This window comes from Streptomyces sp. NPDC005878 (assembly GCF_040629815.1).
Classification (GTDB): Bacteria; Actinomycetota; Actinomycetes; order Streptomycetales; family Streptomycetaceae; genus Streptomyces.
Genome location: NZ_JBEXWK010000001.1, coordinates 138,807 through 153,552, shown reverse-complemented (window position 1 = coordinate 153,552; position 14,746 = coordinate 138,807). Strand labels below are relative to the sequence as shown.

At 72.3% G+C, this 14,746-nt stretch carries 13 protein-coding genes; 10 read left to right on the top strand and 3 right to left on the bottom strand.

Going from position 1 to position 14,746, the window contains the following annotated elements; all coding sequences use genetic code 11:
- Window positions 1-559: 559 nt before the first annotated feature.
- Entirely contained in the window at window positions 560-1,864 is a 1,305-nt protein-coding gene (locus ABZ404_RS00785) for a condensation domain-containing protein (RefSeq protein WP_358835478.1), read from the top strand.
- A gap of 76 nt (window positions 1,865-1,940) precedes the next feature.
- Window positions 1,941-2,468 (top strand): RNA polymerase sigma factor, encoded by a 528-nt coding sequence (locus ABZ404_RS00780; protein ID WP_358835479.1) that lies wholly within the window; start codon window positions 1,941-1,943, stop codon window positions 2,466-2,468.
- 22 nt (window positions 2,469-2,490) lie between these two features.
- On the opposite strand, the gene ABZ404_RS00775 is transcribed toward ABZ404_RS00780, so the two are convergent.
- Window positions 2,491-3,129, bottom strand: coding sequence for a YoaK family protein (locus tag ABZ404_RS00775; protein ID WP_358835488.1), 639 nt, complete (start codon window positions 3,127-3,129; stop codon window positions 2,491-2,493).
- A gap of 50 nt (window positions 3,130-3,179) precedes the next feature.
- Window positions 3,180-3,458 (bottom strand): hypothetical protein, encoded by a 279-nt coding sequence (locus ABZ404_RS00770; protein WP_358835480.1) that lies wholly within the window; start codon window positions 3,456-3,458, stop codon window positions 3,180-3,182.
- A 255-nt stretch (window positions 3,459-3,713) separates the two neighbouring features.
- Here ABZ404_RS00770 and ABZ404_RS00765 point away from each other — a divergent pair, with 255 nt between their 5' ends.
- From ABZ404_RS00765 to ABZ404_RS00750, 4 genes are all read left to right on the top strand, one after another.
- Window positions 3,714-4,952, top strand: coding sequence for a phosphodiester glycosidase family protein (locus ABZ404_RS00765; RefSeq protein WP_358835481.1), 1,239 nt, complete (start codon window positions 3,714-3,716; stop codon window positions 4,950-4,952).
- A 116-nt stretch (window positions 4,953-5,068) separates the two neighbouring features.
- Entirely contained in the window at window positions 5,069-5,314 is a 246-nt protein-coding gene (locus ABZ404_RS00760; protein WP_358835482.1) for a WhiB family transcriptional regulator, read from the top strand.
- A gap of 320 nt (window positions 5,315-5,634) precedes the next feature.
- Window positions 5,635-6,726, top strand: coding sequence for a hypothetical protein (locus ABZ404_RS00755; RefSeq protein ID WP_358835483.1), 1,092 nt, complete (start codon window positions 5,635-5,637; stop codon window positions 6,724-6,726).
- 192 nt (window positions 6,727-6,918) lie between these two features.
- Window positions 6,919-8,289: a S1 family peptidase gene (locus ABZ404_RS00750; protein WP_358835484.1), complete on the top strand. Its 1,371-nt coding sequence runs from the start codon at window positions 6,919-6,921 to the stop codon at window positions 8,287-8,289.
- A gap of 86 nt (window positions 8,290-8,375) precedes the next feature.
- Here ABZ404_RS00750 and ABZ404_RS00745 read toward each other — a convergent pair whose 3' ends face one another.
- The gene (locus ABZ404_RS00745; RefSeq protein WP_358835485.1) at window positions 8,376-9,218 is read right to left on the bottom strand and encodes a hypothetical protein; all 843 of its coding nucleotides are present in this window, start codon (window positions 9,216-9,218) and stop codon (window positions 8,376-8,378) included.
- A 710-nt stretch (window positions 9,219-9,928) separates the two neighbouring features.
- On the opposite strand from ABZ404_RS00745, the gene ABZ404_RS00740 reads away from it, so the two are divergent.
- The 4 genes from ABZ404_RS00740 (at window position 9,929) to ABZ404_RS00725 (ending at window position 14,687) form a co-directional block, all read left to right on the top strand.
- Entirely contained in the window at window positions 9,929-12,142 is a 2,214-nt protein-coding gene (locus tag ABZ404_RS00740; RefSeq protein WP_358835486.1) for an FGLLP motif-containing membrane protein, read from the top strand.
- 356 nt (window positions 12,143-12,498) lie between these two features.
- Entirely contained in the window at window positions 12,499-12,984 is a 486-nt protein-coding gene (locus ABZ404_RS00735; RefSeq protein ID WP_358835487.1) for a lamin tail domain-containing protein, read from the top strand.
- Between the two features lie 338 nt (window positions 12,985-13,322).
- Window positions 13,323-13,664, top strand: coding sequence for a hypothetical protein (locus ABZ404_RS00730; protein WP_358837716.1), 342 nt, complete (start codon window positions 13,323-13,325; stop codon window positions 13,662-13,664).
- Window positions 13,665-13,853: 189 nt separating this feature from the next.
- The gene (locus ABZ404_RS00725) at window positions 13,854-14,687 is read left to right on the top strand and encodes a hypothetical protein (protein ID WP_358837717.1); all 834 of its coding nucleotides are present in this window, start codon (window positions 13,854-13,856) and stop codon (window positions 14,685-14,687) included.
- Window positions 14,688-14,746 lie beyond the last annotated feature (59 nt).

Genomic DNA, 14,746 nt, shown 5'->3' with positions numbered 1-14,746 from the left:
CGGCCGGTTGACCGGTTTCGCTCGTCTTATGTCAGGGGCACGGCCGCACGATTCGAGCCAGCTTGGGCAATTTACTTTGTGTCAACAAACCGGCCATGAGGCGAGGCAAGACCGTGCTGTTGGCATGTGCCCCTTGAGGGAAACGCGGTATACGAGCGCTCGGCAAGGCTCGTCAAACGCCGAAGTTGAGCCATATCGCGCGGCGTCACGGAGGTGCGGGGTCCGGCCGGGTTAGCGGTCGGGACGCGGTGGGTATTCCCCCGACTGCGGAAGCGGGCCGGGTTCGCGGCGGTTGAGGGATACGTCACTTCGCGGGCTCTTCCGAAACCCTTGCGAGGGAATGGAATTGCCGCTTCACTGAAGCGCGATTCGGGATCCGTGCACCGGCCAATACGGCTGGCGCGCAACGGGGGAAGGGTTCCGTCTCCGTATACGTGTTTCGCATGCGTGCTTCGTATGCGTGCGCCCCGCTCCCGCCGATCCGTGTGAGCGGCCCTTTGCGGGCGGTCGGGGCGCGGCCGGGCCCGGTATACCGCCGGGAAAGGAAAGTCGAAAGGTCATGGGGATGCAGCGCAGGTTATGCCCGGTCGAAACCCTCTACGTGGCGCAGCGGAGCCGTGCCGTGCTCTCCTGCACCGTCCGCGGCGACCTCGACGAGGAGCTGCTCGCCGCCGCGTTCGCCGCCAAGGTCGCCGAGCACCCCTCGCTGCGCTGCCGGATCGCCGTCGAGGACGGGGTGGCGGTGCTTCAGCCGCTGGCGGAGCACGAGGTGCCCCGGTTGCTGGTGCGCGAGGGCGGACCCGACTCCTTCACCGAGGAGTTCAACACCCCGCTGCCCGTCGGCGGCCCCCTGGCCCGGGCCGTCCTGCTGCGCGGCGGCGACGAGCACACCGTGATCCTCAGCGTCGACCACACCATCACCGACGGCCACAGCGCCATCGCCCTCCAGAACGCGCTCTGGGACACCTACACCCGGCTGGCCGGTGACCTGCCGGGCGCGGCGGGCCGGTACAACGAGGAGTGGCCCGCCCCCGTCTCCGAACTGCTGCCCGCCGTCTCCGCGACGGAGGCCGAGGAGTATCTCGCGCTCCGCGTCGAGCGCACCCGGCAGCGGCCCGTCGTCTGCCTGCCCTACGAGGCCGTGGGCGCACAGCGCCCGCCCGGCGAGCCCGAACTCGGCGTCCGGCGCCTGCTGCTGGAGGCCGAGGACACCGAGCGGCTGCGGCGCTTCGCGAAGGCCGAGGGTGTCTCGGTCCACGGACTGATCGCCGCCGCCGCCCTGACCGCCGTACGCCGCCGCCTCGGCGGCGAGCCCGGGACGCGCACCCTCGGCTGTATGTCCCCCGTCGACCTGCGCGCCCGGCTCGACCCGCCGCTGGCCCGCGAGGTGATGGTGCCCGCGGTCACCTCCTGCCTGGACGTGCTCGACGTGGCACACGACGCCGACCCGCTGGCGCTGGCCCGCCGGGTCACGGAGAACCTGCACACCGCCATCACCCGCGGCGACCACCTCCAGGAACTCCACCTCCTGCCCCAGGTCCCGCAGCACCCCGCCCTCCTCGCCACCAGCGTCATCGTGACCAACATGGGCCGCGTCCCCGGCCCGGCGACCCCGGACGGCCTCCAGGTCACCGACGTACGCCTCGCCCCCGCCCGCGAGCACTACTTCCCCGAGGCGGGACGCGGGCCGGTGATGGTGTGCGTGGTCTCCTTCGAGGGCCGGCTCGGCATCGAACTCCCCTACAGCGCGGGTTGCTTCACCCACGAGCAGATGGAGGAGCTGCGCTCCGCCCTGCACACCTCCCTGCTCGCCTTCGCCGACCATCGCGACGACGCCGAGGGCGCGGTGGCGGTGCCCGCGTGAGCGACGCGCGGCCGGCGCCCGGCCCGCACCCGCCCCGCATTCGTACGAGCAGACCGAGCCCAGGAGTACTCCCGCGGTGATCACCATGAACGACACGCAGGCCCCCGTCACCACGGCCCTGCTGCCGCGCGCCCAGGCCGGGGACGACCGGGCCATGAACGACATCCTCCTGCACATCGCCCCCTTCGTCGGCCGGCTCTGCCTGCCGATCGCCCGGGGCCACAGCTCCGACGCCGCCCAGGAGGCCATGCTCGCCATATTCCGCGGCATCCGCGGGCTGCGCGAACCCGAGGCCTTCTACGGCTGGGTCCGCGCCGTCACCGTACGGGAGGCCGTCCGCACCTCGAAACGGCTCAGCCAGGGTCCCACCGACGACCTGACCGACCGCGCCCTGGACGGCAACCCCCTGGACACCGTCCACATCTCCGACGCCATGGACCGGTTGCCCGACCACCACCGGCAGGTCCTCATACTGCGTGCCGTCTACGGCATGAACGAGGAGGAGATGGCCCGGACCCTCGCCCTCCCCGTCGGCACCGTCCGCTCCCGGCTGCACCGCGCCCGCCGCAACTTCCAGGACGCCTGGCACCAGCAGTCGGCGTGAGAGGGCGGCCCGCCCGACGCGCTCACCCCTGCGCGGACCAGGCCGCCAGGGCGACGGCCGTGAGCAGGAGCAGCGCCGGGGCCAGCGCCGCGGGCGTGCCGTGCCGCGTCTGCAGCAGTCCGCCCGCCAGCGCCCCGCCGAACATCGCCGCCACCGAGAGCACCCGGCGTACGGTGGCCGGCCCCGGCCGGTCGGCGGCGAGGCCGGTGAGGGTGAGTGTGAGGACGGTGGTGGTGAGATCCGGCACCGCGATCGTGCGGACCACCGCGTTCTGCGCCCCCATGCCGAACGCGAGCAGCACGATCAGTACGTACGCGGTGTGGTCCGCCAGACCCGTCACCAGCGCCGCCGCCACCAGTACGGCGTGCACCGCCACCAGCAGGGCGAACAGCCGCACCGGCCGGGCGATCCGCGGCGCGATCCGCCCGCCGGCCGTCGCGCCCGCCAGGAACGACACGCCCGCCACGGTGGAGGCGACGGCGGACAGCCCCGTCCCGCCCGCCAGGGCGAAGCCGAGGAAGACCACGTTGCCGGTCATGTTCGCGACGAAGACATGGTGCAGACCCAGATAGCTCACGGCGTCCACCAGGCCGGTGACGAAGGTGAGCACGACGAGCAGCGGCGGCAGCACGCCGTGGTGCTCCGGGGCGCCGGGGAACATCCGCGCGCCCCAATGGCGCAGCACGGAGACGACCTGCGGACGAAGGGCCCTCACACGCCTCCTTCGTCCGCCAGCGGGTTCCCCGGCACGATACCCGGGCCGGGGAAGTCGGGGTCGTCCTCGGCGCGCGGCAGCGGCCGGTGCCCCTCGGACCAGTCGTTGGTCCACCCGCACACGCCACAGGCGTACCGCCCGTCCAGCCCGGCCACACGCGTCCCGCACTTGCGGCACTCGGCGTGGGTGATCTCCGGTGTCACCACCGTGGAGGGCGCCGGGGGCGTGCCGCCATGAACTTCACCCGGGGTGGAGCCGGTCGGTGAAGTGCTCATGTGCTTCTCCAGGTCTGCTGGGTTTCCGCTTCGCCGCCGTGTGGGACGCGGCCCGGTTCAGCACCGTTCCCGGGGGAGCGGGACGCCTCTGAGCGTACTGCGGCATGCCGCTCGATCCGAAGCCGCCGCCGGAGCCGCCGCACCGGCTTCGCGGGGGCCGTTCCCGGCCATCGTGTCGAGCCTGCCCGTGGGCCGCCGCGCCCCTCGCTAGGCTGCGGCTGCCGGTGCTGAGTGGGTCTCAGGAGAAGAGGCGCGATGGGGTGGTCCTGGGGCTGGACACGCGTGGCGGTGACCGGGATCGCCGCGGTGGGCATGGTCGTGGGCCAGGGCGCGCTCGCCCCGGGCGCCGCCCGGGGCGCACCGGCCGTCGGATACGGGCGCTCGGTGGCCGTCGCCCCCGGCGTCTCCTACCGGAGCTTCACCGTCACCGCCTCCCACGGGCTGACGCGCGGTCACCTCGTGGTGGCGGAGCTGGACAACCCCCACGTCGAGGTCGACCTCCTCACCCCGGGCGCGGTGGCCGCCCGGGCGAAGGTGAGCGCGATGGCCGACGCCCAGGGCGCGGTCGCGGCCGTCAACGGGGACTTCTTCAACATCAGCGAGAGCCAGCACCCCGGTGTGGAGGCCACCGGCGCCTCCTCCGGCCCGGCCGTCGCGTCCGGCCGCCCGCTGAAGGCCGCCGTCCCCGACGGCCAGCGGTTCGGCCCCGCCCTGCCGCCCGGCACCAGCGCCCGGGACGTCATCGGCGTCGGCCCGGCCCGCACCGGACGCCTCGACCGCCTCACCCTGGAGGGCGCGGTCGACACCCGCCGGGGACGGCTGCGCCTGGACGGCCTCAACCAGTACGCCGTGCCGGTGGACGGGGTGGGCGCCTTCACCACCAAGTGGGGCTCCGCCTCCCGGGCGCGGGCCGCGTGCGGCACCGACGTGGTGCGCGGCGCTCCCTGCACCACGGACACCTACGAGGTGACGGTACGGCGCGGCCGCGTCGTCAGCACCTCGGACGTCCTGGGCGCGGGACCGATCCCCGCCGGTACGACGGTCCTGGTGGGGCGTGAGAAGGGCGCGTCCGCCCTGCGCGCGCTCGAACCCGGCGACCGGGCGACGCTCGGCCACCGGCTGCGCGGCACCCGGGGCCCGCTGACCTTCGCGGTGGGCGGTATGCCCGTGCTGCGCGACGGCACCCCCCTGGCCGGGCTCGACGACCGTACGGCCGCCACCCGTACCGGCGCCGGAATCGGCGGCCACGGACACCGCCTCTACCTCGTCACCCTGAACGGCGCCGCCGAGAGCGACGCCGGCCTCACCCTGGCCGAACTCGCCCGGCTGCTGGGGGACATGGGCGCCGACGACGCGGTCAACCTCGACGGCGGCGGCTCTTCCACGCTCGCCACCCGGGGCCCCGGCGACCCGGGCGTCGTCGTACGCAACCGGCCCCCCGGCAGCTTCGAACGCGCCGTCGCCAACGGCATCGGGGTCTTCGCCCGGCGGTGAGGCGCCCTCCTCGGACGCGGTCCGCTTTGAACGGACCGTCAGCGGCCGACGTAACAACGCGCAAGACCCCTACGGGAGTCGATCGCGTCACTCGTTGCCGAGGAGGGAGTCTTCTTGTGAACTGGCGAAAGCGTGCGGCGTGCCGCACCGAGGACCCGGAGCTGTTCTTCCCGACGTACAGCAGGCGTTGCGCGGACCAGCAGCTGGCCGAGGCCAAGGCGATCTGCCGCAGATGCCCGGTGACCACCGCCTGCCTGGAGTGGGCGCTGTCGAACGACGAGAAGCGCGGGGTGTGGGGCGGCCTCAGCGAGAGCGAACTGCGGAAGCTGAAGCGGATCTCGGTGCGGCTGGACATCGTCTGAGCCGGGGGAGGGGGACGGGCCGGGTCTGTGGTCCACCGGGTCGTGGTGGTGCTGAGCCGGGGTGCGGGGGTGGGCCCGAACTGCGGTCCACAGGGTCGTGGTGGCGGCTCGGTGCCGAGCCGCGACGACCGAACGGCCGGGGGACCTCAACCGTCGTGCCCGCAGCGCCGGTTGGCCGAACGGCCAAGGGGTGGTTGAACGCCCGGGGGCGCGGTGCCGTATCAACCGGGCAGTAGCGTGTCGCGCCCGAGGAGGAGCCCGTGCCTTTTCGCCGTCTTCGCATGGTCGGCCGTCTTCGCCGTCGCCTCCGGGGGCCGGCCGTGTGGTTGCTCGTCGCCGTGGTGGCCGGTGGACTCGCGTACACCGTCACCAAGAGCTCCACCGGACCACAGGGCGGTTCCGGCCCGATCGGCTCCGCCGGTCCGGCCGGGGCAGCGCGGCAGGCCGACCCGGGCCGGACACCGGGGGGCCGGCAGGACTGGAGTGTGGGGCGGTGGCTGCGGGGCGCCGCGGACTTCGTCAACCCCGTGGTGGACGGGTTGTGGGGGCCGGAGCGGATGGCGGGCGCCACCGAGGGCGAGCGTGCCTTCGACGGCCGGCACATGCCCCGCGGTGTCTCCGACCCCGAGCCGGACGCCGTGCCCGCCCGCCCCGTCGCCCGACCTTACGGCGACCACGAGCCCACCGCGGGCCGGCTCTTCTTCGACACCCCCAAGGGCCCCGCGGCCTGCTCGGGCACCGTGGTGCGCGACCCCGCCCACCCGGGCCGGTCCGACCTGGTGTGGACCGCCGGGCACTGCGTCCACTCCGGCAAGGACGGCGGATGGCTGCGGAACATCGTCTTCGTCCCCGGCTTCGACAAACGCGGGCCGACGGCGGCCGGGGCCTCCAACAGCGCCGCCCCGCTGGGCATCTGGTGGGCGGACTGGGCGCAGACGTCCCAGCAGTGGATCGACCGCGGTACGGCAGGCGCCGGAGCGGGAGCGGCCTTCGACTTCGCCGTACTGCACGTACGCCGGGCGGCGGGGGCGGTGAAGTCGCTGGAGGAGACGGCCGGGGCGGCGGCGGACGTCGGTTTCGACGCCGAGCTGTCCGGGTCCAGCAGCCCGGTCGACATCGTGGGGTACCCGGCGGGCCGCCCGTTCGACGGCTCGTCCCTCTTCCACTGTGCCGACCGGCCGGGGTCGTTCTCGGTCGCGGCCGAGCAACCGGACATGTACCGCATGGGCTGCACCATGACCGAAGGCTCTTCCGGCGGGGGCTGGCTGGTGCGCCGGGGTGACGGAGGACTGGTCCTCGTCTCCAACACCTCGCTCGGCTCGCGTCCGGCCGCGTGGCTCGCGGGACCCCATCTCGGCGCGGACGCGCGCCGCCTCCTCACGGAGGTGAGCGGGAGGTTCGCGGGCCGGTGACGAGGCGGGGCGGAGTGCCGGTTCGTGGGCAGCGGTCGGTCCCGGGGACGGCTGTGCGGCTTTGCTGACTGGTCGTCAATAGTGTTCTTTCGCAACGAAGGTGAACACCCCACGCGTCCCGTCCGTACCTAGGGGCGCACACCTTCCACCCCATTCCGATCGGTTACGGAACAGATACCAGGAGGCGGCGAGTTGACTCACAGGCGCATACCCAAGCGGCGGGCCGTGATGGCGGGAGCGGGGGCCGCGGGCCTCATAGCGGCGGCCGTACTGCTCCCACGTGCGAACGCGTCACAGCCACAGTCCGCATCCCCGCCCGGAGCCGCGAACGGAAGGATGAACACCGCGGCGGCGGCGCTCGCGGTGCGCGGGCTGGCCCACCAGCTCGGTGACACGTTCGCGGGTTCGTACTACGACGCCGCCAAGCAGCAGGTCATCGTGAACGTCGCCGGTAACGACCGCAACGCCGACGCCCAGGTGAAGAAGGCCGGGGCGGTACCGCGCGCGGTCCGCAACAGCGCGGCCGAACTGCGCTCGGCGGCGCACACCCTCGCCCGTACGGCGACCATCCCGGGGACCGCCTGGGCCGTCGACCCCCGGACCAACCGCATCGTGGTCTCGGCGGACCGGACGGTGAAGGGCGCGCAGTGGGCCAGACTGGAGAAGGCCGTACGCGCCCTCGGTGCCGACACGGCCCGGATCCAGAAGTCCGCCGGGCAGTTCAAGGCGTTCAGCGAGGGCGGTGACGCCATCTTCGGCGGCGGCGCGCGCTGCTCGCTGGGCTTCAACGTCACGACCCGGGACGGCAAACCGGGGTTTCTCACGGCGGGCCACTGCGGTGTCGCGGCCAAGAAGTGGTCCCTGAACGCGGGTGGTGCCCCCGCCGCGACCGTCCAGAAGGCGACCTTCCCCGGCAACGGCGACTTCTCCCTGCTCACCTACGACGACGCCGCCACGCAGGCTCCCAGCGCGGTGGACACGGGGGCGGGGAAACTGGTCGAGATCACCGGCGCGGCCGACGCGACCGTGGGGCAGCGCGTTCTGCGTATGGGCAGCACGACCGGTCTGCACGACGGCACGGTCACCGGTCTCGACGCCACGGTGAACTACCCCGAGGGCACGGTCAGCGGGTTGATCCAGACCGACGTCTGCGCCGAGCCGGGCGACAGCGGCGGGTCCCTGTTCACCGCGGACGGCAGCGCGATCGGACTCACCTCGGGCGGCAGCGGGAACTGCACCGCCGGCGGCGAGACGTTCTTCCAACCGGTCACCACCGCGCTGACGGCCACGGGGGCGACGATCGGGGACGGAGGCCAGGGCCAGGGCCAGGGCGACGGGCAGGACCAAGGCCAGGACCAAGGCCAGGACCAAGGCCAGGGTCAGGAAACCGGTGGGTCAGGTGCCTCGGGTGGTTCGGGTCGTTCGGGTGGCTCGGATGCCTCTGGCGGTTCCGATGCCACCGGCGGCTCGGGTGGCTGGGGTGGCTCGGATGACTCGGCCGGCTCCGGCGAGGGGGACGGGATGATCACCATGAACCCCGTCCCGGGTGGCGACCGGCGATGAGCGAGGCCGGCTGAGGCGGACGTGGCCACCCCGTTGCGGATGCCTGGGCACCGGGGTGGCTACGACGTGAGGGCCGCGCGCCTCCGTCAGGCGGTCGCGGGCGCGGGCGCCGAGGCGGAAGCCGTGGCGGGGGCATCCACGGCTTCGGGCGCGGCGGTGGGTGCCTCGGCCTTCTCCTCCGACTTCTCGGCGGGCGCCGACGTACGGCCGGCCGTGTAGAAGACGGAGCCCTGCTTGCGCTCGCGCTCCAACTCGCCCTTGGCGACGAGTGCTTCGAGGGTGTTGCGGACCACCTGGGGGCTGGTCTTGCGGTCCGGGTGGGCGGTGGTCAGCTCGGTGAGGATGTCGGCGACCGTACGCGGCTCCTGGTGGCCCGCGAAGAGACCGAGCACCACCTCGCGCAGGGTGGGACCACTGCTTTCCGCGCCCTTGGAGGCCGACTTCCTGGGCCGGGCGGCGGCCTTCTTGGGGCTCGGAGCCGTCTTGGCGCCCTTGGCCGCCTTGACCGTCTTGGTCTTCGTCGCCTCCTCCGCCTCCTGCGCCTCCGGCTTCTGGGACCGGGCCTTGCGCGGCTTGGGCACCGCCGCGGCGGTGGGTGTGGCCGCGGAGGCGGAGGCCGCGACGGGAGCCGGTGCCTTGGCGGTTGACTGTGCCTTGGTGGTGGGCTGTGCCTTGGTGGTGCGCTTGCGCGTCCCCTTCGCGGTTTCTGCCGCCGCCGACGCCTGCGCCGCCGCGCCGGCCGTGCTGACGAGGGTGTGCTGCATGGTTTGCAGCAGACCGTGGTCCCGCTCCAGGGCTTCGAGTTGCCCCTTCAGTGTGTCGAGTTCCGCGCGGATGCGTGCCTGGTCCTGCTGGTTGGCTTCCAGGTCGGCGGTGACGCGCGCCGCGTACTGGTCCTTGAGTGTGGTGAAGTCCGGCTCGTCCGCCATGAGAATTCGCTTTCCTCGTGCTGGATGTTGCCGCCGGATGCTACCCATCTCTGCGGCAACAGCACAGGTGAGTGCGCACAAGATTCACACGTTGGAGACACCGCGGGCCGCACACCGCCGTCGCGGAGGCGGGGGGTCGGAGACGGTTGCCGGCCCTGGGGGCGTGCGGAGCGTGCCTCTTTCCGCCCTGCACTCCCGTGCGCCGTACCCGCGAGGGAAACGAAGAGGTGGCGCCGGAGCGTCAAACAAGTGCACCCGAACGGGGACGGCTGGGGAGGCCGTGCGGTTACGAGGGGGACACTGTGGGACGCAGGCGGAAGACGTGCGGATTACCGATGGCAGTGCTGACGGTGCTGCTCACAGGGGTGTCGCTCCTGGGTATGGCGGGGCCGAGCTTCGCGAGTGGTGTGCGGGGGGTTGCGGGGGTGACGACCGTGGCGGCCGGACGGACACCATCGCCGTCGGACCACGCACTCTCGCCCCCCGTGTCGGGCCCAGCTCCCGCCAAGTCCCGGGCGGAGCAGGAACCTTCGGGATCCACGTCTCCGGCGGTGCGGACGTCACCGGCGGCGGAGCCGGATCCGGTCACACCGAAGCCAAGCCCGTCCAAGCCCGCCCCGTCCAAACTGACCCCGTCCAAACCGACCCCGTCCCAACCCGCCCCGTCCAAGTCCACGGCACAACCAGTCAAGCCCACGCCGACGGTGACGGTGACCGACCCTCCCCTGTCTCCGCTGCTCTCGGTTCAGCCGAAGACGGTGAAGCAGGGCGGGACCGTGGTCGTGTCCGGCAGCCGCTTCGATTGCGGGGCGGACGGCGAGACACCGGCGGGCCCGCTCACCCTGACCGGCGACCTGCCGGCCCCGATCGCCCTCCGCACCGACGCGTCCGGCGGGTTCTCGCAGCCGGTCAAGGTGCCCGCGAAGGCACCGCCCGGACGGTACGGCGTGGTCGCGACCTGTGACGCGCGCCCCGCGATGACGCAGAAGGTCACCTATGAAGTGGCGGCGGCGGATCCGGTGGTCCGACCCCCGCGTCCCACCCCGTCCCTCACCCTCTCGCCCGGCACCGGGACTCCCGGGACGAAGGTGGAAGTGTCCGGGAAGGGATTCCTGTGCGGGAGCCCCGCCCGTCTGCTCTGGGACACGGCGGACCTGCCGGGTTCCAGCGCGACCGCCGGGACGGATGGCGGACTATCCGGCTCCTTCACCGTCACGCCGGGCGCCGGCGCGGGTACGTACCGGGTGACGGCGACTTGCGAAGCCGCGCCCGCCATTGGCGGAGGCGCCACCGGTGCTCGGCCGGGGGAGGCCCAGGTGGGGGCCGCCGAAGCACTCTCCGCCGCGCAGACCTTCACGGTGACCCCACCCCCTGTCACCCCGCCGCCCACGGGTAAGTACGAGATCACCATCCATATGACGGACTACCCCGCCGCCTGCACCTGGGGGAGGATCCTGATCGGCGGAAAGGGGCTGCTCGACCCCTGGTTGGACGCGGACTCGTACAAGGGCGACGCCGCGCCCGGCCACTGGAGGTTCATCGACCTCCATGCCTACATTCCCCCGGACATGAGGGGCCACCAGCCGGTGGACCTCGAATGTCCGGAACGCGCGGTGGAGCGGGCGGGGACCATCGACCTGCCGCCCGAACCCTTCACGGCGTACTTCCTGCCCCAGGGCTCTCCGGTCGAACACCACAAGGAGTCCAGGTCCGGTGTCCTGCCCAAACCCGACCTGCCCGGGATCACACCTCTGCCTCCCACCCCCACCGCCACCACGCCCGCCTCGCACACCCCCGACCCCGACCGCACCGACTCGCACGACGGAGTGGCCGGCCCCGAGGCGTCCCCAGGGCCCAGTGGGTCCGCCGGACCACCGGACGAGGGCGGGCAGGACGGACACCGTGGCCACCCGGCGGGACTGGTGGGCAGTATGCGCACACCGGCGGACGTGTCCTGGGCGCTCAAGGACATCGCGGGGTCGGTGGGTATGGCCGCGTGGTTCCTGCTGCTCGTGCTGCTGCTGGAGAAGGCCTTCCCCTCGCAGCTGGCGGACAACGCGCTCAGCCGCTGGTGGCGCCAACGCCGGTCCGAGCGTTCGGTGTCGACGGGCGCGGCCCGGCTGCCGGGCTGGCTGCGGATGGGCTGCTTCGCCCTGCTCGGTGGGGCGCTCATCGTCTGGGCCGACGCCACGGCCCACTGGAACGGGTCCACGGTGGGCAAGGTACTGGGAGCGGCGGTGGGCACCCTGCTGGTCCTGGTGACGTACGAGAAGACGAAGGACTCCCTGCTGCGCCCCGGGCGGGGCGGTATACGGGCCGAGTTGAGGGTGGTTCCGGCGGGCCTTGTCCTGGCGGTGCTGATGGCGACCCTCTCGCGCGGCCTGGCGTTCCCCGTCCCGTACGTGTACGGGCTGGTGGCGGTCTACATGGTGCTCGGCACCACACCTCCCGCCCCGCGCCACACCATGCCGAAGGGGCAGGCGGTGATGATCAGTGGGATCTGCGTCCTGAGCGCCTCCCTGCTGGTGTGGGTCCTCGGGACACCGTTGATCGAGGCGGGTCGTAAGGCCGGGCCCGACGGCCTGCACCACGCGCTCGCGTACACGGTGGGGCTGGTGGTCGTCGGCGGTATCGAGGTCGTGGTGTTCGGGATGCTGCCGCTCTCCGGCATGGACGGACGCGCCTTGAAGAGCTGGAGCAAACCGGCGTGGTACGGCCTGTATCTGCTCGCCCTGACACTGTTCTTCCACGTCCTGCTGAACTCCGTACACCCCGGCCTCGGTCCGGGCTTCGTGGTCTCCAAGGATCTGCGCTGGTGCACCCTGGCCATCGCGACCGCCCTGTTCCTGGCGGCCTGGGTGTTCTCGCTGGGCCTGCGCAGGCACGTGGCGAGGCTGGAACGTGGGGTGGCGGCGGTGGGCTGAGTGTTGGGGCGGTGCCGTGTGCGGAAGGGGGCGTCCACCGCCGGTGGTAACGGTGGCGGTCGGGGATTGACGCCCGGCCCCAGCCCGGGCCGGGTCGCCCCTCGGGGCGAGGCGCGACACGCGGCCCTGTTACAGAAGGGCGGGGCGGCCGAGCGGGTGGCGTACAGACGCTGGGGAGTTGACATAAGTGGTGGTTACGGAAATGTCCGGAATTCGTAAAGAACGTCGGGTCGACGGGTCTTGATCGCTCCGGCGGGCCAGAGTGTGGCTCCTCGGCACCAGCCGGGAACCTGGCCCGCCCCGTCACCGGTCCGACCAAAGCCTGGTCCGGGGCTTGTCCTTGAGAGAGCACGCACATGACTGCTTCGCGCACCAGCCGCCGTATCCTCGCCACCGTCCTCGCCGGGGGCGCCCTGATCGGCGCCGCCGCCCTGCCCGCCGCTGCGGACGGCCACCACCGGCACGCCGACCGCTCCACCGTGGTCATCGGCAAGGTGCAGTACAACAGCCCCGGCCGCGACGACCGCTCGAACCGGAGCCTCAACGGCGAGTGGGTGGAGGTCATGAACACCGGGCGCCACGCCGTCAACCTGCGCGGCTTCACCCTGACCGCCGGCGACGGAGCCCGCTACCGCTTCCACGCCATGCGCCTGGAGGGGCACTCGGCGGTCAAGGTCCACACGGGCGTGGGCCACGACACCAGCCGCGACGTCTACCAGGACCGTCACAACTACGTCTGGGACAACCACCGCGACACCGCCACCCTGCGCAACGACAACGGCCGGATCCTCGACACCGCCATGTGGGGCCGCGCCCACCACGAGGGCAACCGGCACCACTGACGCCGGTCGGTGAACCGCCCCGCGACAGGGGCGGTTCACCGCGCGCGACCTCCGCACCACCGCACGCTCGCACTCCCGCGCGGCGCGTCCCGCGGCCACTTGGGCCGCCGGACGCGCCGCGCTCCGTTTTCCGAGGCGGGATTCCCGGCCGAGCGGCGTCGGCCCCCCCCAGGCACTGATGTGACGTATGCGTACAACTACGGTCGGAAAGGCGATGGTTGGCGCGATGCGAGGGGCATGAAGCGCAGTTCGTCATCGTCTTTCAGGAGGACGCGCGTACACGACAATCGCACTAGTCTCACTCACGCAAGTCGAAATTACGCGGGGAGTGAGAACGTATGAACGACATGGTGAAGAAGCTGGGCGGCATGGCGTCGGCGGTGGGTCTGGTGGCGGCCGGTGTCATCCTGGGCACCGCTTCCTCGGCGAACGCGGCCGTCGGTCCGACGGGGTGCAGCGCCTATGTGTCGCACACCAACGACCACGTGGCCGTCGGCTGGTGTTCGCACGGCAACGGCACCTGGTACGTGCAGGCCAAGTGCGCCGGTCCGGGCCGGGTGAACGGCCCGTACAAGGGGGACCAGGGCTACCGCAAGCTCGGCACGGAGAAGGCGTCGACGCTGAACTGCGGTTCGTCCGGCTACCCGCTGGAGATGAAGGTCGTCAACGTCAAGCCGTAAGGCGACGGACCGGCGCAGGGGAGCCCCGCGCGTGCCGCTGGACCACGGCACGCGCGGGGCTCCGCCGTATGTTCGGGCGTCGAGCCGTGAGGACTTCAGAGCGTCCCGGGCCACCCAGGGCGTGAAGCGACCTACGGCGCTTGACAGTTGAGGGGGCTACGGAAAAGATCACGGAGGGGAGGGGTTGCCGTGACGGAGCATGTGCTGGTGTTCGGCGTCGGAGGCGGTATACCGGCCCGTATGCGCGCGTTCGGCGAGACGGCCGGACAGAAGGTCGCCACGTCCGTCCTGTGCTGGCCCGGGCACCTCGCCGCGATGGACGACCCGAAGGATCACGGCCGGATCGTCGTCCTGCGTCCGGACGCCTCCGACGAGGAGTGGATCGCGCTGGCCCGGGCCGTCGACGCCGTCGAGCCGGTGACCAGGATCGGCTGCTTCTTCGACGACTGCCTGCCGCAGGCCGCACTGGTCGCCCAGGTACTGGGGCTGGACTGGCACACCCCCGAACTCGTCGACCTCGTCATGGACCAGCAGGCGATGAGACGGCGGCTCGCCCAGGCCGGGGTACAGGCCGGTATGCAGGCGGGTGTGCAGGCCGAAGCGGATACGGCGATGGGGCGTGCCGGAGTCCCGTACAGCGTGGAGGCCTTCTCGGAGCGGGGCGAACATGTGGTCGTCGCCATCACCCATACACACTCCGATCCCGGCGACCCGCTCGCGCGGGAGCGTGTGACGCCCGTGCCGCTGGAGGCGGCGCAGACGGAGGCGATCGACCGGCATGTCCGCGCCGTGCTGGACGCGCTGGGCGTGGAGTTCGGCCCCACTCATACCGAGGTCGTCCTCACCGGGCACGGACCGCGCGTCACCGCGACACGTCTGCGCACCGGCGTCGGCGTACCCATGAACGCGGTCACCGGCGCGAGAGGCGTGGACCTGATCGAGTGGCAGCTCCGGCAGACCCTCGGCGAGAAGGTGCTGCCCGGCATCCGCGCGACCGTCGGCCCAGTCGATGAACTCCGTTAGCAGGCAGGGGTATGCGCGCCCCTGTGGGCAGGCGCCTCGGGCCATACGATTGCGACACG

Excerpts from the sequence above, each read along its gene's own strand:
- ABZ404_RS00785 (WP_358835478.1), top strand. The coding sequence starts at position 560 with ATGGGGATGCAGCGCAGGTTATGCCCGGTCGAAACCCTCTACGTGGCG.
- ABZ404_RS00775 (WP_358835488.1), bottom strand. The coding sequence starts at position 3,129 with ATGTTCCCCGGCGCCCCGGAGCACCACGGCGTGCTGCCGCCGCTGCTC.
- ABZ404_RS00770 (WP_358835480.1), bottom strand. The coding sequence starts at position 3,458 with ATGAGCACTTCACCGACCGGCTCCACCCCGGGTGAAGTTCATGGCGGC.
- ABZ404_RS00765 (WP_358835481.1), top strand. The coding sequence starts at position 3,714 with ATGGGGTGGTCCTGGGGCTGGACACGCGTGGCGGTGACCGGGATCGCC.
- ABZ404_RS00745 (WP_358835485.1), bottom strand. The coding sequence starts at position 9,218 with ATGGCGGACGAGCCGGACTTCACCACACTCAAGGACCAGTACGCGGCG.
- ABZ404_RS00735 (WP_358835487.1), top strand. The coding sequence starts at position 12,499 with ATGACTGCTTCGCGCACCAGCCGCCGTATCCTCGCCACCGTCCTCGCC.
- ABZ404_RS00730 (WP_358837716.1), top strand. The coding sequence starts at position 13,323 with ATGAACGACATGGTGAAGAAGCTGGGCGGCATGGCGTCGGCGGTGGGT.